Origin of the sequence: Arcicella sp. BE140 (assembly GCF_031456255.1) — a bacterium.
GTDB classification, from domain to species: Bacteria; Bacteroidota; Bacteroidia; order Cytophagales; family Spirosomataceae; genus Arcicella; species Arcicella aquatica.
This window is the reverse complement of the sequence record NZ_JAVDUE010000004.1, coordinates 149802-168913: the sequence shown is the minus strand read 5'-3', so window position 1 is coordinate 168913 and position 19112 is coordinate 149802. Positions and strand designations below refer to the sequence as shown.

General features: G+C 33.7%; 21 protein-coding genes. 7 read left to right on the top strand and 14 right to left on the bottom strand.

The window, feature by feature from the left end; all coding sequences use genetic code 11:
- The first annotated feature begins 18 nt into the window (after positions 1–18).
- The 3 genes from J2Y60_RS08810 (at position 19) to J2Y60_RS08800 (ending at position 3231) form a co-directional block, all read left to right on the top strand.
- A complete protein-coding gene (locus tag J2Y60_RS08810; protein WP_309920634.1) occupies positions 19–2262 on the top strand; it encodes a family 20 glycosylhydrolase in 2244 nt (747 codons plus the stop codon).
- Positions 2263–2329: 67 nt separating this feature from the next.
- Positions 2330–2752, top strand: a complete 423-nt coding sequence (locus J2Y60_RS08805; RefSeq protein ID WP_309920637.1) for a GNAT family N-acetyltransferase — start codon at positions 2330–2332, stop codon at positions 2750–2752.
- 56 nt (positions 2753–2808) lie between these two features.
- Entirely contained in the window at positions 2809–3231 is a 423-nt protein-coding gene (locus J2Y60_RS08800) for a hypothetical protein (RefSeq protein WP_309920639.1), read from the top strand.
- A gap of 52 nt (positions 3232–3283) precedes the next feature.
- Here J2Y60_RS08800 and J2Y60_RS08795 read toward each other — a convergent pair whose 3' ends face one another.
- Complete coding sequence (locus tag J2Y60_RS08795) at positions 3284–4870, bottom strand: ABC-F family ATP-binding cassette domain-containing protein (RefSeq protein WP_309920642.1); 1587 nt, start codon at positions 4868–4870, stop codon at positions 3284–3286.
- Between the two features lie 415 nt (positions 4871–5285).
- On the opposite strand from J2Y60_RS08795, the gene J2Y60_RS08790 reads away from it, so the two are divergent.
- Positions 5286–6113, top strand: coding sequence for an SHOCT domain-containing protein (locus J2Y60_RS08790; protein WP_309920645.1), 828 nt, complete (start codon positions 5286–5288; stop codon positions 6111–6113).
- 93 nt (positions 6114–6206) lie between these two features.
- Here the strand turns inward: J2Y60_RS08790 and J2Y60_RS08785 are convergent, their stop codons facing one another.
- The 7 genes from J2Y60_RS08785 to pnuC form a co-directional block, all read right to left on the bottom strand.
- Positions 6207–7169 carry a polysaccharide deacetylase family protein gene (locus J2Y60_RS08785; RefSeq protein ID WP_309920648.1) on the bottom strand — a complete coding sequence of 321 codons (963 nt, stop codon included), beginning with the start codon at positions 7167–7169 and terminating at the stop codon, positions 6207–6209.
- Positions 7156–7359 (bottom strand): hypothetical protein, encoded by a 204-nt coding sequence (locus J2Y60_RS08780; RefSeq protein WP_309920651.1) that lies wholly within the window; start codon positions 7357–7359, stop codon positions 7156–7158. Before J2Y60_RS08780 ends, J2Y60_RS08785 begins: the two co-directional genes overlap by 14 nt.
- An 85-nt stretch (positions 7360–7444) precedes the next feature.
- Positions 7445–7966: a transposase gene (locus J2Y60_RS08775; protein ID WP_309920653.1), complete on the bottom strand. Its 522-nt coding sequence runs from the start codon at positions 7964–7966 to the stop codon at positions 7445–7447.
- A 43-nt stretch (positions 7967–8009) separates the two neighbouring features.
- Positions 8010–8162 carry a hypothetical protein gene (locus J2Y60_RS08770; protein ID WP_309959069.1) on the bottom strand — a complete coding sequence of 51 codons (153 nt, stop codon included), beginning with the start codon at positions 8160–8162 and terminating at the stop codon, positions 8010–8012.
- 86 nt (positions 8163–8248) lie between these two features.
- The gene (locus J2Y60_RS08765; protein ID WP_309920656.1) at positions 8249–9403 is read right to left on the bottom strand and encodes a T9SS type A sorting domain-containing protein; all 1155 of its coding nucleotides are present in this window, start codon (positions 9401–9403) and stop codon (positions 8249–8251) included.
- Between the two features lie 151 nt (positions 9404–9554).
- Entirely contained in the window at positions 9555–10577 is a 1023-nt protein-coding gene (locus J2Y60_RS08760) for an AAA family ATPase (protein WP_309920658.1), read from the bottom strand.
- On the bottom strand, positions 10570–11199 hold the full coding sequence (gene pnuC, locus J2Y60_RS08755) for a nicotinamide riboside transporter PnuC (RefSeq protein ID WP_309920661.1): 630 nt from the start codon (positions 11197–11199) through the stop codon (positions 10570–10572). Before pnuC ends, J2Y60_RS08760 begins: the two co-directional genes overlap by 8 nt.
- A gap of 301 nt (positions 11200–11500) precedes the next feature.
- Between pnuC and J2Y60_RS08750 the strand changes: the two genes are divergently transcribed.
- On the top strand, positions 11501–12778 hold the full coding sequence (locus J2Y60_RS08750; protein ID WP_309920664.1) for a DUF6624 domain-containing protein: 1278 nt from the start codon (positions 11501–11503) through the stop codon (positions 12776–12778).
- 84 nt (positions 12779–12862) lie between these two features.
- On the opposite strand, the gene J2Y60_RS08745 is transcribed toward J2Y60_RS08750, so the two are convergent.
- The 4 genes from J2Y60_RS08745 to J2Y60_RS08730 form a co-directional block, all read right to left on the bottom strand.
- The gene (locus J2Y60_RS08745) at positions 12863–13240 is read right to left on the bottom strand and encodes a VOC family protein (protein ID WP_309920667.1); all 378 of its coding nucleotides are present in this window, start codon (positions 13238–13240) and stop codon (positions 12863–12865) included.
- Positions 13241–13516: 276 nt separating this feature from the next.
- Entirely contained in the window at positions 13517–13870 is a 354-nt protein-coding gene (locus J2Y60_RS08740) for a hypothetical protein (protein WP_309920670.1), read from the bottom strand.
- Complete coding sequence (locus J2Y60_RS08735; protein ID WP_309920672.1) at positions 13871–14038, bottom strand: hypothetical protein; 168 nt, start codon at positions 14036–14038, stop codon at positions 13871–13873. It lies immediately after the preceding gene.
- Positions 14039–14159: 121 nt separating this feature from the next.
- The gene (locus J2Y60_RS08730) at positions 14160–15026 is read right to left on the bottom strand and encodes a hypothetical protein (protein WP_309920674.1); all 867 of its coding nucleotides are present in this window, start codon (positions 15024–15026) and stop codon (positions 14160–14162) included.
- Between the two features lie 351 nt (positions 15027–15377).
- On the opposite strand from J2Y60_RS08730, the gene J2Y60_RS08725 reads away from it, so the two are divergent.
- Positions 15378–15512, top strand: coding sequence for a hypothetical protein (locus J2Y60_RS08725; RefSeq protein WP_309994599.1), 135 nt, complete (start codon positions 15378–15380; stop codon positions 15510–15512).
- Between the two features lie 71 nt (positions 15513–15583).
- Here the strand turns inward: J2Y60_RS08725 and J2Y60_RS08720 are convergent, their stop codons facing one another.
- A complete protein-coding gene (locus J2Y60_RS08720) occupies positions 15584–16345 on the bottom strand; it encodes a hypothetical protein (RefSeq protein WP_309920677.1) in 762 nt (253 codons plus the stop codon).
- A 283-nt stretch (positions 16346–16628) separates the two neighbouring features.
- Positions 16629–17945: an adenosylhomocysteinase gene (ahcY, locus tag J2Y60_RS08715; protein WP_309920679.1), complete on the bottom strand. Its 1317-nt coding sequence runs from the start codon at positions 17943–17945 to the stop codon at positions 16629–16631.
- Between the two features lie 319 nt (positions 17946–18264).
- Between ahcY and J2Y60_RS08710 the strand changes: the two genes are divergently transcribed.
- Positions 18265–19104, top strand: a complete 840-nt coding sequence (locus J2Y60_RS08710) for a hypothetical protein (protein ID WP_309920681.1) — start codon at positions 18265–18267, stop codon at positions 19102–19104.
- Positions 19105–19112: the final 8 nt, after the last annotated feature.

The following is a 19112-nucleotide window of genomic DNA, read 5'->3' as shown; positions in this document are numbered from 1 at the left end:
ACTTCAATCCAATTAAACATGAATCGTATTATTTTATTACTCACGTGCTTTTGTGTTTTTAGTAACACAATGGCTCAAGAGTCAATCAACATTATTCCAGCTCCACAGCAAATTACCCAAGGTCAAGGCTTCTTTCAAATCAATAAAGAAACAAAGATTATTGACCTTACAAAAAACACTGAAACTCGATTAGCCTTAAAACCACTCATCGAAAAACTACAAAAATCAGCAGGCATTCAGTTAAGTTTTCAATCAAAAATAAGCAAATCTAATAGCATTGTTGTTCAGTTTGACAAAAGCCTTCAAAATACTGAGGGATATGTATTAACAATCAGTCCTTCGCAAATAAATATCAAAGCCGTTAATGCATCCGGCGTATTTTATGCTGTACAAAGCATCTTGCAATTATTACCTACTGATATTGAACAAAGTGCTTTTGTTCCAACAATCAATTGTAAAGTGCCGTCCTTAACCATCAATGATGCACCGCGATTTCCGTACAGAGGAATTATGCTAGATGTTTCTCGACATTTTATGCCTGTAACTTTTATCAAAAAATACCTTGATGAATTAGCGGCATTAAAGCTCAATCGCTTTCACTGGCACCTTACTGATGGACAAGCTTTCCGTTTTGAAAGCAAGAAATATCCATTGTTACATACTGCTAAGTCGCCCCAATGGCCAACCAATGAAGGTTTTTATTCGCAAGCTGAAATGCGAGACATCGTAAAATATGCTGCTGAACGATTCATTACAATTATTCCAGAAATAGATGTGCCTGCCCATTCAAACGCTGCCTTGGTTGCTTATCCTCAGTTTGCTTGTTTGGATAGCACAGGAAAACAATTGTTATTACAAGGAGAGTTTTGTCCGAAAGAATCTTCTATTGCTTTTGTAAACGATATTTTGGATGAAGTAATGGATATTTTCCCAAGTAAATATATTCATATTGGTGGCGATGAGGCTTCGAAAACAGCTTGGCATAAATGCCCAAATTGTCAGCAAAGAATGAAAGATAAAGGGCTAAAAAGTATTGATGAATTACAAAGTGATTTTATCAAAAGTATCGAACAACACGTTAATCAAAAAGGCAGACAAATTATTGGTTGGGACGAAATATTGGATGGCGGATTGGCACCCAACGCCACTGTAATGGCGTGGAGAAGTATAGAAAGTGGAGGAACGGCTGCTAAATTAAAGCATCATGCGATTATTTCGCCTACGTCTCATTGTTATTTAGATTATTATCAATCCGAAGACCCTAACGAGCCTTTGGCTTTTGGTGGCTTTATTAATCTCCCTAAAATTTACAGCTTTGAACCTATTCCTGAAGGTCTGACGAAGGAAGAAGAAGGCTACATTTTAGGAGGGCAAGCAAACTTATGGACGGAACAAGTTCCTGTGGGGTCTCATGTTGAATACATGACATTTCCAAGAGCCGTGGCTTTAGCAGAGGTAGATTGGTCGCCTAAGGCATCAAGAAATTATGATGACTTTTTAAATCGATTGGGTTCTTATCTCAATCGCATGGATATTCGTCAGGTAAATTACGCCAAGCATTTCTTTGAAATAAAAACAAAAATGCTAAAAGGGCAAGGCAATGGTATTCAGTTGGCTTTGAGTTGTGATAATGGCAACGCTCCCATTTATTATACGTTAGATGGAAGTAGCCCGACATTATCATCCAATATTTACAAAGAACCAATTAACATTACTAATAGCACCACCATGAAGGCCTCGACAGTGATGAAGGGGAAACTGGTTGATGAAATAACCCGAACTATTACCTACAACAAAGCTACTGGCGTGTTGATTAACCTAACAACACCTGCTGATAAACGCTACACTCGTGGAGGTGCTCAGGCATTAACCAATGGAATGTTTGGAGGAGAAAGTCAGTTTGGCGATGAAGAATGGTTAGGTTGGAACGGGCTAGATTTTGGAGGAACGTTAGATTTTTGGGAAAAAACCGCTATCCAAAAAGCTACTTTCCGTTTCTTTCATAAACCATCTAGCTGGATTTGGATTCCTTCACAAGTACAAATATTAGGCTCGTCGGATGGCGTAAATTTTGAGGAGATTTCATCACAAAATATCGCCGTTCCTGCTAAAGAAGGCGTAACGAAGGTAACATTATCTTTCAATCAAAAAACAGTGAGGTATATCAAAGTTATTGCCCGTTCATTTGGTACAATTCCTGCCAACTCAACAGGTGCAGGAGATAAACCTTGGTTGTTTGTAGATGAGATTGTGGTGGAGTAGCAAAGAGCTTTCGTCCTTGGCGCATTTATTATCCACGAGTGCGAAGTTTCAAAAAACATATTGAACAATGCTAACAATCATAGAAAGAAGGGAAATAGATAATGATGCATTAAGATATTTATTCTTAAAAGAACGACAAAACACTTTTACTTGGCTTGACACTTCATCATTCAGGCTATCGGATTTTGAAGAAGAAACCGAAGATGAATACATCTTAGTGGCTTTTGAAGAAAACACCGTAATCGGCTTTATTTCGGTTTGGAAAGAAGATAACTTTATTCATCATTTATATATTGACGAAAAACATCAAAATAATGGTATTGGAAGTAAATTGCTGGAAGCTGTAATTGAAGAACTTGGTTTACCTATCAGATTAAAATGCTTATCAAACAATGTCAATGCCATTGAATTTTATAGAAAGAAAGGCTTTAAAGAAAAAGGGAAAGGTGCAACCGAAAATGGTACTTATATTTTATTTGAGCTTACCTAAGAAAGACATTATGAGTTAACAGTATATTTGTTAACTTATAACATCTTTTCCTTATCATGAACAAACTACTTATTATATTTTTACTACTCGGAATAAATACTTCTAAGCCAGAAGCAATTCGCTCGCTAGCACTCAGCTATCAGACAAGAGGTGTACAAAAGCATTTATTTATCACTGCCGATAGTACAATCGTCAGCATTAATGCTGAAAGGTATAGTTATAAAACCAAGGCTAGTGAGTGGAAAAAAATATTAAAAACGCTAGAAAAAGTTAAATTAAGCCGTATTTCAAGGTTGAAAAGACCCAGTACAAAATCCTATTACGATGGTGCAATGATTGCTCAGTTGAATATACAGACGACTAAGAAAACTTATGAGTCTATTAATTTTGACCATAATAATCCACCTTCGTTGCTAGTCAAACCAATTAATGCCATGAAGGCTACTTTAGTAAAGCCTGAGCTTAAAGGAAGTTTTTGAGATTTTGATATGCTAAAACGCCCTGAGGATAAGATTCTCAGGGCGTTTTGATTTACAATTTAACGGTACCTTCTATGTTTATTTCTTCCAAAAAATAATCATCATGAGATACTACAATCAAAGTTCCCTGATATTCATTAATAGCATTCCTTAGAATCTCTATGTTCTGAATATCTAGGTTATTGGTTGGCTCATCAAGAATAATGATGTCTGGCGACTGATTACTAATTGTTAGGCAACAAAGCATTAAACGCATTTTTTCACCTCCACTCAAGGCACTACAAGGTTTATCCCAATATTCTTTCGTAAAAAGGAATCTATTGAGCCTAATTTTTATTTCGTGTTCCTGTAATCGAGTGAGGTTAAATTGTTGGGTTTGATCGTAAACCTTCAATGCATTATCAATGAGAGAATAATCTTGGTCGATGTAAACTGATTTATTATCAGCCCTGTAAACCTCTCCTACCTGCGGATCTAGTTTGCCCAAGATTATTTTAATCAACGTTGTCTTTCCCGAACCATTTAACCCTTTTAGCGATATTCGTTCACCACTTGAAATTTGAATATTCAGGTTCTCTTTCCAAAGCAATTGACTATTATACTGAAAATTAATGTCGGTTGCTCTGAATAATACTTTGCCTTTATGCAAGGCGGAATTATCAAACCCAAATTTCATTTTATCAATATCTGGCAATGCCGAACGTAACTCATGTAGTTCTTGCGAAATACCACCAATTTTTTCGGCATGAACATTTTTTATTTTAGCCGTACTTCTTTCAGCATTGTTTCTTAGGGTATTCATCATGATGGTGGCAATCCCTGCTTTTTCTTGCTTTTTCTTGCCACGAGCATCTAGCTTTTGTTGCCTTTCTAAGGTCTCACGCTCCTTTTCTTTAGCTTTTCTAAAGGCCTTTTCTTTGCTTTTTACGTCCTGATTCAGGGCATTATTTTCTATTTGCTTTTGCATTGCATAAAAATCGTAATTACCTCCATAAACGGTAATTCCTCGTTTACTCAATTCGCAAACTACATCCAGAAGATTTAATAACTCTCTATCATGACTTACAATCATCAAAGTACTTGAAGTAGAACGGATAAAATTATACAACAATTGTCTGCCTGCTGTATCCAAATGATTACTGGGTTCATCCAACAAAATAAATTCAGGTTGATGAATAGCCACACCCGCAAGGAAAACTTTAGTTTTTTGCCCTCCGCTTAATGTTTCCATTTTCTGGGTCAATTCCAAATCAGTCAATTGCCAGTAGCTTAAAGCCTCACTGCAACGTTCTTCGATAGTCCAGTCGTCGTTCAACAAGCTCAGGTTATTTTCTGTTACATTTCCGTCTAGAATTTCTTTCAGTGCTTCAAGTTTAGCATCAATTCTTAGTGCTTGTGCAATCGTTAAATCATTATACTGTCCGAAAATCTGGGGAACATAATAAGGCTCTGTAGCCACATTAAATTGCCCAGCAGAGGGCATCAACTTACCTGCAATAATACTAAGCAAAGTAGATTTACCAGTGCCATTGTTGCCTATCAAAGCTACCTTATCATGACGGTTTACGGAAAGATTAATATTGTCAAAGAGTAAATCTTTGTTGGGATGGATATATGAAATGTTTTGTAATATAAGCATAATTTCTTCTTAAAAAGTGAATGACTATAGCTCACCACTTGGTGGTTTGCTACCTCTATCGCTCGAAAGAAATTATATCTTACATTAATTTGCCTTTTTGATTTGTGCCTGCAAATATACAAATTTTCTATAAATTGTTTATCAAAAGCTTATTACAGAAGTTGTTATTTTTTAGAAAAAAGGCTAAGTAGCATGAACGGATTATCAAATAGTCCACAAAAATCAGCACTATTTCTAATCAAAATAGTGTATATTATCCTACAAACATCGCAAAACGTTTTTTCTGTAGTGCTTAATACTCATTATTGTAGTTTATGGTACTCATTTCAACAAAAATACACACTTGCACATTTATTTGGTAACTTGTATATAATGAATAAACACACAGATTAAAGAGTATATTAACTCAAATATTATGAATAACACGATAAAAAAACTTACGCCAGAAGGCAAACAACATATTGATTCAATTGCATCACGTTATGACCTTAGTCGGGATACTGTATTATCCGTGTTGCAAGCCGTTGTAAATGGTGGTGGGAATATGGCTCAATTTAATATTAGCGAATTGGGGGGAAGTGCACAATGGATGCGTGGCGGTATGACGATGGTTGGTGATATGTTCAACAACAAATTAAAAAATACTGTACAAAATCTTTGTCAGGATTTAGCAAACTTAATTTTAGACAAAGATATTCCCGTATTTGATTCAGAAACAGCCACTGATGATTCACTAGCAGGAAATAATAGTTTTTCTACTTCAGGTAATTGGTGGCCTGCAGACTTAGGTTCTCCGTCGTCATCAGGTTCGCAAAATAATATCAAATATGCGTTTTTCCCTTCACCTGTTAGTAGATTGGCGATTGAAATTAACGGTGAACTATCGGTTTACGATACCTTAAATCATCAAATATCTGGTGTATCTCAGCAACAAGGCAAAGATTTCTCTGTTGCATTCACGAGTCAGTTAGGCAAGGTTGATATATCGAATCTACCATTGATTTCTGGAGTAGACATTGCTAAAAAAGAAAAAACTTCTGCGGCAACAGAACAATCACAAGAAAAGTTAGCACCACAAAAGAGTGAGACAAAGCATTCAACTACATCAACTCCTGCAATTGCCACATCAGAAGACCATGACATCTTTAATAAGATTGATCGTTTGGCAGAGCTCCTTAAAAAAGGCGTTTTAACAGAAGAAGAATTCTCAGCCAAAAAAGCTGAATTATTAGCTAGATTATAATTTAGTAGAGATTTAAACTTTAAACAAAAAGGGTTGTGAAAATAATATTCACAACCCTTTTTGTTTTGATAACTACCTAATTCGCTAGTTTTATCAAAGTCCTAATTTATCCATTAATGGTTTTTCGTAATCTCCATCCTCAGCAGGATATCTTAATACAGTGTTGAATTTTCCTGATTTTTTGGCTAATGCCCAAATTAAGCTTTCTCCTGCTGGAATATTGTCAACATCAGCTTCAAAAATTGTATCTTTATAGGCCTTGTCTGCATCAATTACGTCCCAACCCTTATCTTTAAAATGTTGAATTAAGTCGCCCAAAAATAATGCCCCTACTAAATTGTGGTGTAATAATATCACATGATTAATGTGCCTATTAGTCATCTGATAAGATAACGAATCATAAAATACGGCTCTGTTGAAGAGATGTTCCTTATAAAACGCTCTAAAGCCAGTAATATCGGCCTTAGGATTTTCTTTAAGTCTTTTAACCAATCGGCTATCAACATACCAATCAGAAGCATCAATTGTCACATGCCCATTTTTATAACCTTTTTCTATCAAGAATTTCCTAAAGCCATTAACCTTTTCGGGCGTATTGCCTTCTTTCAGGTAGGGAAACCTAAAGTAAGGCAAGTAGTTTGAATACTTATTAATGACAGCATCATTTTGGGTAAGCTCAAGCTTAAAACTTTCGAGGCTAACATTTTTACTATTGAAATTGGGATGAGAAATGGTATGATTTGCAATGAAATGTCCAGCATTGTTCCAAGAAGATAATACATATTTACCCTTAGCAGTTGATTTATTCCCTCCTGCCGAAAATAGAATTGCTTTCAACTCATGTTTTTTCAAATTATCAAGGAGCATTTGATTCCAGACCTCTAATTTATATGCTCCTATATCATCAATTGACCCATCATCAAAAGTAAACGAGATTGTTGGCTTTGAATTAACTTGACTAAAAGCATTCTTTTGAGGAAATATTATTAATCCTACTAATATACAGAGCAAATTCAAAGGCATAAGCCTATAGACATTAATCTTAATGTGTTTCATTTTCTTCAACAATTACGCTTTTACCAAGTGTTTTGAATCTATCTCCATTATTTTGGAGAACAGTGATGGTAATATATCCTGTTTTACTGGTATGTATATCATGAACTGTTCCAGTTTTCCCTTTATGTGTACCTGCAATAACTTTACATAATACCCCTTCTTGTAGCTTTTGTATCTGTTCTTCTGTCATTTATTTGATATTTCAAATATTTAAAATCATTTTTGCCCTTATTGGTGTTTGTTCACCAACAAGCCTTGCGTCAGCAACTCGTCAATTAGCAATCCTCAAGATAATGAGTTAGCAAGCCAAACTCATCAATATTCATCTCATAAAAACGATATGATGAAAACCAATATTCCGTAGGACTATTTGTTAGCGACCATTTCCCATTCAACGGATTGGCATGAATATATGATAGCTTTTGTTCCACAACTTTTCGGGAGTATAAATCTACACTTAAAGGATTTCTTTCCAAAAATTGATATTGTCTATCCTTTAGATTTAATTCAAAATGGGGTAAAACAACAGGGTAATTATACATTAAATCAAACTTAATTTGCTGAGCAGTGTATTTCAAAAAATCTCTTTGAACATCTTTCAGTAAATAGTTTTCATCTATTTTCCTCACTAGGTGGATATGGTTCGGCATAATCACAAATCCATATACTTTCACTCGATGGTTTTCAACCAAGAATTTAAGGCTATCAATGATAATTTGTTTGTACTTATCTGGTTTGAGCAAAGGCTTCCACGATAGAATTGTAGCTGTAAAGAACTGGATGTAATGATGATTCATAAGAATAAGTTTTGTAGTACTATTAATTGGTTTGTTGCTGACGCTAATATTCAAGAATTGTATTCTCAAGTTCTATGCATAATTCTCTAATTATTTCTTCGTCATTATTCTTTAAAACATTTGCCCTTTTTTTGTAAAGATTAGGAGAGTCTGCCCAAGATGACTCTATGATTTCCCAAAAAATTTCTTGTGTCATATTCTTTTTTTATAGTTTTCATTTAACTCTTAAGTCACTTATGTTGTTTTAGATGCCCTTCGAAAAATGGAGAAAGTATAGATAATTTATTTTTTTAAAACCTTTTTAGTAATATAATGCTTACCATTATTTACTTTTAATATCAGTACTTGTTCGGGTAATCCCTCTATATTAAACTCCTGACTATGTTTTTGTTGTAATTCATTTTGTTTAAATTCTTGCAAAAGCTTACCAGTATTATCAAAAAGTTGAAAAACAACTTTTGAAGGCAAATTATCAATGACTTCGGCTCTAAATACTTCTGTGGTTGGATTTGGATAAACCTTGAGTTCAATAGCTGGAAACGCTTCATTTTCAGTAGATAAAACCAAAGACCGATTAGTTATTTCATTAATATTTGGCAGTTTTCCAACAGCTTCATAAGGAGGAATAGTAGCTATATTTCCTACTTCATCTTTTACTACAATTTCCATATCCCTTACAGTAATGCTTATTTTAACCCCCTTTCTCCATTCTTCAACTATAAAACAACAAACATAAACACCTATTTGTGTGGGAGCATTCCAAGTTAAATCACCTGTGAGTTCGTTGATTTTAAATGTTCCCTCTTTGTTTACTTCATTGGGTTGTTTAAAACTTTCAATGGGTGCTCCAAAAACCCTACAATCATTGTATGAACAAGCTCTTGCCATTGTTAAACGATAAGTTAAACTATCACCTTCCGAATCAATTGCCTTTGGATTATAAATAAATACTTGCTTAACTTTTGCATATAAAACACCTATATCATTTGTAAGGGTAGGCGTTGAATTAATTACTTTCGTATTAAATAATGTTTCAATATAAAAAGGCTCATTAATAGCATTTTTTATATTAAGGATAGATTGACTTCTATTTAAAAGAGTAACATATACACGATAAGCAGTAAGATTTGAAGCATATTTATGCTGTATTTTATAAATACTTTTACCCAAATTATTAACGAATTGCTCTCCATTTCCATTACCATTGACTCTCGGAGCAATTCCAGTACTACCATCTCCAAAGCAAACCGAAACATCTTTCTGATCCATATAAGCTCTGAAGCCCGTTTCAAAATCACTATAGATTGTTACAGTGATTTCATACGTTAAATCTTGATTATTTACTTGAGTGACTTGAATATTTCCACCTTTGAGGTGAGAAGCAAATATTGGGAAAGTAAAGAGAATACAAATAATAAGGTGGAACGTTTGTTTCATGTTTATGATATTGATAGGGTTTAAAACTTGCTCATTGTGATGTTCTGAAAGGTATCTCAGGGATACCAAGTCGAAGCAAAGATAAGAGGATTTACAATCTGATAAAAAGGAAGGATTAATTTCGAGGCATTCTATGAAAAATATCGAACACTTAGGCTATTAGAAAATCTGTTCTAAACCTTTGTTTTATTGCATTACTTGCCATCAATTTGTTTATTTGTTCAACTGCCTTTTCAAATCTTTTGTCCCAGTCACCTTTTATTTCTACAATATCAATATCATGGTCAATTAAAATCTGTCTATGCGACAGGTCTAATAAATTCCTTTGTGTTTCACACAATCTTGTTCCGTCTTGAAAATATTCAACATCGTTATTAAGATAAAGGTAGAGATGTGCTTTATTGGATTTGTAAATTTTGTCACTTATTAAAAGCTCTTTCCCAAAGGTGAATTTTGAATACGATTTTGTTGTATGAATATCTGTATCAATTATTAAAAGAGGACTACTTCCAACAGAAGCTGTGTCAATTTGTCTTGCATGTTCGTTTGCTACTAAATGTAAATCATCAAAAGTAAAGTCATTGGAATTAGGAATTAAATCTCTTCCAATTTCCAATACAGCACCACACCTGTAATATTTTGCAAGTTTTTGTGTTAATGTTGATTTACCTGTGGATTCTGTTCCAAGAATTACGACCTTAGTTACTAAGTTTAGTTTTACACTTTCAGGCAAGTATTTCCAATTATCAACCATATTGTTACGCACAGCAGTAGCAGAAATAGGGATTTCCTTCCTATTTATATCAAAAGCAATATGTTGAATATTCATAAACTTGGCAACGAAATTACCATATCCTTCTGATGTAATTAGAAGGGAATAATCGGGTAATTGTTTTTTAAAAACCTCTGCCCAAATTCTTGATACTTCTTCAGAGGTTTCAGAGGTATTTGGCAATTCGCTTTCTAAATAGTCCAGTATTTTTACTTCAATATTTGTTTGACTCGTATAAGTTTTTTCAATCCATGATTTTCTAACAGTACCCGTAATGTTTTCTTTATCGCTACAACAAACTAAAACTGTAAGCAAGTCGCACTTACTCAAAGCAAAATTTATCATTGCTTGATGTCCTTTGTGGAAAGGCAAAAACTTTCCAAATACAAATGCCTTAACCATGCTTTAATTGTTTGTTCCAGTGATAAAATCCGAATGATGCTAAACCAAGAAAAATAAAATATTCAAGCGAGAGGAAAAAAATATCCTTTTTATAATAGAGGACAACGCAAACAACATCAACTACAATCCACAAATACCAATTTTCTATTTTCTTATTTGCAAGTAGTATCGTTGCAAAAATACTTGAAACCATGATAAAGGAATCAGTAAAAGGATAGGCTGCCTGAATTTTAAAATATTGTGGCAAATACAAATGAATATTTTTGAAAGCAAACCCAAAAAATACCGACCCGATAATAATTGCTATAGCAATGGCTATTCGGTTTCTAAAATTTATTGCTGAAATTTTGTTTGTATTTGCTTTCGTATTCCACTTATACCAACCATAAAGAGTAACGATAAAAAAATAAACTTGAAGAAACATATCAGCATACAATTGGACTTGAAAAAATAAAATGAAAAGAAAAATTTCATTTACTATTCCTGTTGCCCAAGTAAGAATGTTTGCTATTGATGCAAAATAAACAGAAACCAAGCCAAACAATGTTCCCATCAGCTCAACATAGCTGATGGGATAACCTAAAATTTCAAAAGCTATATTTTCAATCTCAAAGAAATTCATCAAAAACTATATTTTGTACCTTCGTTGGAATTATCTCCAACGAAAGGAGTGTCAGCAACAAACCATCTTGATATTTGGCAAGTTACTAATATTCTTCTATGTTAGAATAATCAACTCTTTGTTAAGTCCAACAAGAGCAAAAATTAAACAATTGCTATAGAGATAATTAATAATTCCTTTTTTATACTTACAAATATGAAAAATCTTTAGATTTATATTTTTGATGTTTCTTGTGGCGTCTTTCTAAAATATCTTTAATTCAAAAGAGAAGTATATTCCAAAAATATTAATCTGGATACAAATGAAACAACTGCTCAATCTCTTTTTTATATTATTTTTAATTAACAGTGTAAAAGGTCAATCAAATAATACCTTATATCATACTTTATTAGCTGAAGCTGGACTATTGCATCTTCAACAAGATTATAAAAAAGCTATTCTTACTTACGAAAAAGCCTTTAAACTAGAACAGCCCGATGCTTTGACAGCATACAAATTAGCAGGCGTATATTCATTAGATAGTAATGCGAATAAAGCTTTTTTTTATTTGGAATTAGCATTGAATACTGGTTGGACAGAAGCTGACTGGCTAGCAGAAGATTATTATTTTGATTATTTAAAAAACACCACACCCGATAAATGGGAAATAATAAAACAGCAAGCTTTACAGAAAGAGAAAGAATATGAAAAAACTTTAAGATTACCTGCTTTGCGTAAACAAATCAATTTAATAGCAATTAATGACCAAAAGCTTAGGTATAAAAGAATACAAACAAAAGATAAAAATGAAAGAAAACTAGTTAATCAAGCAATACATAAAACAGACTCCACCAATTTAGTACAAGCAAAAGCAATTATTAATAAACATGGTTGGCCAAAACTTTCAGAAATAGGTAAGGATGGACAAAATAATTTTTGGCTCATGGTTCAACACGCTGACGGAGATGTTATTTTCCAACAAAATGCACTTAATGCTATGAAAAAGCTTAAAAATTCTAATGAAATCAATTTAGAACATTATGCTTTTCTGTACGACAGGGTTCTATGCAATCTTAATTTCAAGCAACTTTATGGCACGCAGGTCAATTGGATAAATAATGGTAAAGCCTCTAGTTTTAGACCTATCACCCAAGAGAATCTTGTTGATAAAAGAAGAAAAGAAATTGGTTTATTACCGCTTAGCATATATAGTTTGACCTATGGCTTTGAATACAATAACCTAACGGCAGCACAAGCATATAAAAACGATTCTACCGATTTAGCTTATACCAAACAGCTTATAGATAGTGCTAATTACTTTTATACCAAAAGCGATTTTCAAAAAACTTACAATTACTACAACACTGCCTCAACTGTTTTGGGTGGTATGTCTAACAAAGACAACTATAACGCCGCTATTATATTTGCAAAGATAGCCTCACAAAATAATGAACAGCAATACAAAGATATTGCCCTTGATTTTTTGAATTTATTATACCAACGACAAGCACTAAGTAAGTCTCAATTAAAAAAACAACCTGAATTTAAAGTACTTTTTAAGGAACATAGGTGGATTGATTTGTATGAGGATGTCAAGTGAGAAAAATTGATACAAACGTTACTTTAAACCATAAGTTATTAAAGCGATAACTGAAATGCTTAAGGCTATATCTTATTTACAGTCCTAGTCAATAGGCTCCCATAATTCTATCTTATTACCTTCCATGTCTAGAATATGAACAAACTTGCCGTAATCATACGTTTCTATGTTGTCAAGAATTGTTACTCCTTCTTTTTTTAATTCTTCTACCAATGCCTCCAAATCAGCGACTCTATAATTAATCATAAAGTCTTTGGTAGAAGGCTCAAAATATTTTGTTTTCTCAGCAAAAGGACTCCATTGTGTAGACCCATTTTTAGTGGAGTCTGATTCTTCTTTCCACTCAAAGGTTGCTCCATACTCATTGGTGTTTAAACCAAGGTGAGTTTTATACCACTCCCTCATTTGGTTAGGGTCTTTGCATTTGAAAAAAATGCCCCCAATGCCTGTTACTTTTTTCATTTTCTGTTTAATTATCCTGTTGAAAGATTACTCTTTGTGATATTCTGACAGACATCCCTGAATGTCAAGTCGAAGTAAAGATAAAAGGATTTACAATCTGAGGAGAAAAAAGAGGATTAATATTCTTGTTATATTTCGAGATGACCTGCAAAACATTTCAACAAGCCTTAAAACAAAAAAAGCCTCCCCACCAAAAAATCTGATGAGGAGGCTTTAAAATTTTTTGCCCTTGTTGGTGTTTGTTCACCAACAAGCCTTGCGTCAGCAACTCGTCAATTAGCAATCCTCAAGATAATGAGTTAGCAAGCCAAACTCATCAATATTCATCTCATAAAAACGATATGATGAAAACCAATATTCCGTAGGACTATTTGCTAGCGACCATTTCCCATTCAACGGATTGGCATGAATATATGATAGCTTTTGTTCTACAACTTTTCGGGAGTATAAATCTACACTTAAAGGATTTCTTTCCCAAAATTGATATTGTCTATCCTTTAAATTTACTTCAAAATGGGGTAAAACAACAGGGTAATTATACATTAAATCAAACTTAATTTGCTGAGCAGTGTATTTCAAAAAATCTCTTTGAACATCTTTCAGTAAATAGTTTTCATCTATTTTCCACACTTAGTGGATATGGTTCGGCATAATCACAAATCCATATACTTTCACTCGATGGTTTTCAACCAAGAATTTAAGGCTATCAATGATAATTTGTTTGTACTTATCTGGTTTGAGCAAAGGCTTCCACGATAGAATTGTAGCTGTAAAGAACTGGGTGTAATGATGATTCATAAGAATAAGTTTTGTAGTACTATTAGTTGGTTTGTTGCTTACGCTAGGCTTGCTGGTGAACTAACACCAACAAGGGCGGGATCCCCAATTACACAAAACCTTTCATTAGCGGCAGGCAATTTTATATCTGTCCAATTTGATTATGTGTCAATATTATGTTTTTAAAAAACCAATATAAGTCAGATTGAAAATCCACGTAATTAACCAAATCAGAGAATTCTGTTTTCTTATCTCTAATTCCAACATGAAAAGACATCAAGTTATATTGATTTTCATAAACATCAGCTATCAATTTTTTTATAACATCTGTCGCTAAAAGAAACAGTTGAATCGATTCAGGGTTATTATCAGCATAGAGATAAACTTCATTTATACGCCGTTGAGAATAATAATCCGTAGCCAATTCAATGGATATTATCGAATCGTAAAGAACAAGTTCTTTGTTTAAAAAAAAATTATCTGGAAACTTGAGGACTTTTTGTAAGGTATTCGGAAGTAAAAAACTCTTCCTTACTTTAAGGTCTTCAAATTGACTGAATATATGTTTTTCAGGAAATTCAACAACCTTAATATTTGAATCGAATGTCTTTGAAAGAATATATTTTCCATGTGTAAAAAATATTCTTCTCATTAGTACTATAGTTGCAATTGAATATCTGAAAGATTTAAAATCAACGTCATCTACAATTGCTTTTTCAATAATAATATCTACCCCTTGAAGCGATACGTCATGTTGTCTCAAATCGTCAATATATTTGTCAATACCTTCTGAAATAAACTCAATTGCAATTTTTGTATCATCATCTTCGACAAAGTAAACAATAACTTCATCTGATTCATTTTGTTGGACAGTTATACAAAAGTCCACCACGTAACTACCTCCGCTACTTGTTTGTCTATACGAGCAAAATCGTTCACTATATTTTGTGGTGATAGTTATTGTCTTAGAAAGAGACAATTGATTATTGTGAGTTTTGAAATGTTTCATTTTTAGTTGGTTGTCAATTTGCTTGCTGCTAACTCGCTAATATGCGTAAGCCCTGACGTAATTTTACATTTTTAGTACTTTACCAATTTTATACTGTACTTTTCTTGTCGTATTTTTTGTATTGCTGAAAATTATATGTTGATGAATTTAAAAATTGTTTTCTTGATTAGCCTCCGCTAGCACAAGTGTTGAGTGAAGCGTCAAATATACTATTTAAACATTTCAGTTTGAAACTGAAATGTTTGAAAAGTCCAAGCCTAAGGCTTGAACCAGTGAATGACATAGTGTAACACAATACACCAAGCGAGGCGAGTACTATCCGACAATGTAAAAAAACTACGTCTGTATGTAATGCAATGTAACATTGCATTACATACAGACGTAGTGAAACAACACTACGCCAAACGAGGACAGGCAAAACCTGCTCTTCTAAATATCTTCAAGCCGAACGATAACTCCATAAAAGAACCCAACTGCACAGGTTAAGTTCAACATCGCCTTCATGGTTTGGCTTTCAGCCCCCACGAATGCTTACGCTTAGTTATTGGCGGCAGTGATTATTCGTTCCAAATTATATATTCATACTTCAAATTGTCTCTGTCTAAAACTATGCTTAGTTTGGGTTTTTCAATCATCTTTATTACCCTCTCGTTTACATTTGAAACTGTAAGTAGCCCACAACTATTGTCAATGGCTAATTGAGAAAAACTCAAAAATTCATTTGGATAGTCATCATCTTCTTCATTAGTTAAATGTAAATTTTCCTTGTCAAGTTCTAAAAGTCTAAGATTCTCATGTGTGAGCCAATTGATTATTCCACTCCCAAAATAGTCAAAAACGCCACTTGTTTCACTCCTTATGATTTTTTCACAGCATTCTTCTGCAATGCTTCCGTTTTTAGCTGTGAAATAGCCAGAATGTAAAATAAGGTGCGGGTTGTAAACGGCACATTCTGAAAATATAATTAGTGTCAGAATTGCACTTAAATCTTCTATTTCTTGCCCATATTTTCTAATGAAATCTCTATCATCTTTCAACTTTGAATCTACGAAGATAGAATAATCTTCTGTGATTTTTTTTTGTCTTGTCTGAATAGTATATCGTGCCTCATGAAAATTAAAGTGATCATTAAAACCATTACAAAAAGCAATTATTTTATCAATTCTCTGCTTACTATTAGTGTTGTCACCTAAGATATACTGTCCAAGTTTTGAGTTAAAGTAAAAACTCAAAATAACTCCATTTCCTCTTAAATCAGGGATGATTTCTGAATGGAAAATTTTATCGTTAAAGAAATGTATTGTATTCCAGTTGCTCATCTATGTCGCATTTTATCATTTCAGCCAACGAGCGTATAACTGCCATACACCTCTTTATATTTTAGTTTATGGTGGTTAATATCCCCAATTTCTGCACTCTTTGTTCTCTTTCAAGTTAGTTCAGATTTATTCTTAAAAATATACAATCCTTCGTAGACATCAAATAGTTTATTGCTTTTTATTAAAGTAAAGCTATAATAATAAAGAAGTGATTAATAAACAAAAAGCCTCCTCACCAAAAAATCTGATGAGGAGGCTTTAAAATTAAAACAAATCCAAAATCTTAATAACGATAATGTTCCGCTTTGTATGGTCCATCAACAGTTACGCCGATATATTCTGCTTGTTCAGCTTCCAAAGTTTCTAGTCTTACACCGATATGTGATAAGTGTAGGCGAGCTACTTTTTCATCCAAATGCTTAGGAAGGATGTATAATTTCTTCTCGTATTTATCTGTGTTTGTCCACAATTCTAACTGTGCCAATGTTTGGTTACAGAAAGAGTTCGACATTACAAATGATGGGTGTCCCATAGCACAACCTAAGTTTACTAAACGACCTTCAGCCAAAACGATTACGTCTTTACCGTCGATATTATATAAATCTACTTGAGGTTTAATTTGCTCTTTAGTATGTCCATAAGCTGCGTTCAACCAAGCCATATCGATTTCGTTATCGAAGTGACCGATGTTACAAACGATAGCTTTATCTTTCATCGCTTTGAAGTGACGTTCACGGATAATGCGTAAGTTACCAGTAGCTGTTACGAAGATGTTAGCACGCGTAGCAGCTTCATCCATTGGAACAACTTCAAAACCGTCCATTGCCGCTTGTAAAGCACAGATTGGGTCGATTTCAGTCACTAATACACGACAACCTGCACCACGTAAAGATTCAGCAGAACCTTTTCCTACATCACCATAACCTGCTACAACCGCTACTTTACCAGCCAACATTAAGTCGGTAGCGCGACGGATAGCATCTACTAATGATTCTTTACAACCGTATTTGTTATCGAATTTAGATTTAGTAACAGAGTCGTTTACGTTGATAGCTGGTAAATATAAAGTACCATTTTTCAAACGCTCATACAAACGGTGTACACCTGTAGTAGTTTCTTCTGACAAACCTTTGATACCGTCAATCAATTCAGGATATTCATCAAATACCATGTTTGTTAAATCACCACCATCATCCAAAATCATGTTCAATGGCTGACGGTCTTCTCCGAAGAAAAGTGTTTGCTCAATACACCAGTTGAATTCCTCTTCGTTCATGCCTTTCCAAGCATAAACTGGGATTCCAGCAGCAGCAATAGCGGCAGCGGCGTGGTCTTGTGTAGAGAAAATATTACAAGATGACCAAGTAACATCAGCACCCAACGCAGTAAGTGTTTCAATTAATACAGCCGTTTGGATGGTCATGTGAAGACAGCCTGCAATTCTAGCACCTTTCAAAGGTTGAGCTTCACCGTATTCTGCACGAAGTGCCATCAAACCTGGCATTTCTGCTTCGGCCAAACGTATTTCTTTACGACCCCATTCTGCCAAAGCAATGTCTTTTACTTTGTATGGCACGTACTGTTGTGTTCCAGTTGACATTTATTTCTTATGTTTTAAATTTCGTTTTTTGCTCTTTACGAGTCTTTTTCTTAGAATAACACAAAATTAACATCTTTATGCTTGATTCTAAAAATGATTCAGAAGAACTTTTTTGATTTATCTACTTATTCGACAAAATTAGATAATATATCTTTTTAAATTAAATATGAAGAAATATTATCTACATAATCCAACAGGAATAGTTGATTACGTATTTTATAAGAATACGTAAAATCCTTGATTAAAAAGTTTTTATGCAATAAATAATAGGGGAAAAAGTTTTTAGTTTGTCTTGTAAATGAATCATTAAAATAAAGCTATGTTTAAAAAAATCTTAAACCTTTTAGCCATTGCTTGTATTAGCAATGCATCATTAGCACAACAAATTCCGTTGGATTCTATCTTCACTAGTGAAGGATTAATCCTTGCAGAAGTGAAGGAAATCGCCCCTGATTACATCAAATATTCCTTTCCTTCTGAAACTTTAGTGAATGCTATTTACAAAAACAATGTCCAAAAAATCAGATTTAATTCAGGCAGAGTACAGCTTTTTAAAGAATCATTAGCACTCAATGAAGTAAATTATGCACACGATTTTGATAAGGTTAGTTTGACACACCTAGAATCAGAAGTTAAAGGGCTTTATAAACTGGACGAAGTATATGCAAAGGCTGTAGGAACTACTACCCTATCAAACATTACAACCGTGAAAGAAAGAGCCTTTAGAAAGCTAAAAATTCAAGCAGCATTGTTGGGGGGAAATGTAATTTATCTGCTAGACCAAAATACTGTAGGGAACCAGTTTGGTACCGAGTATCAGGCTGGCAGAGCCACCCAAACTACCCTTACAGGTATTGTTTATAGTAATAATATTCCGAAGGTTGAAGATGTAACTACAGCGCTAAAAAATAAGAAAACCTTTGTAGTAAACGCTAATTTCTTTGCAGGAAGAAATAGTACAGATGTAGAAGGGAATCCATCTTTACCTGAAAGTTTTACTGTTGAAGATTTTTATCAGGAAAATGGATTTGTATATGTGACTGGCAAAGCAAAGGGAATCAAAAATGATTTATTCAAAGTAGTTTCATTCAAAAATAACCAGATGACGTTATACTGGAAAGATAAAAAGAAAGCATACAACTTATCTGTTGACCTCTAAAGAACAAA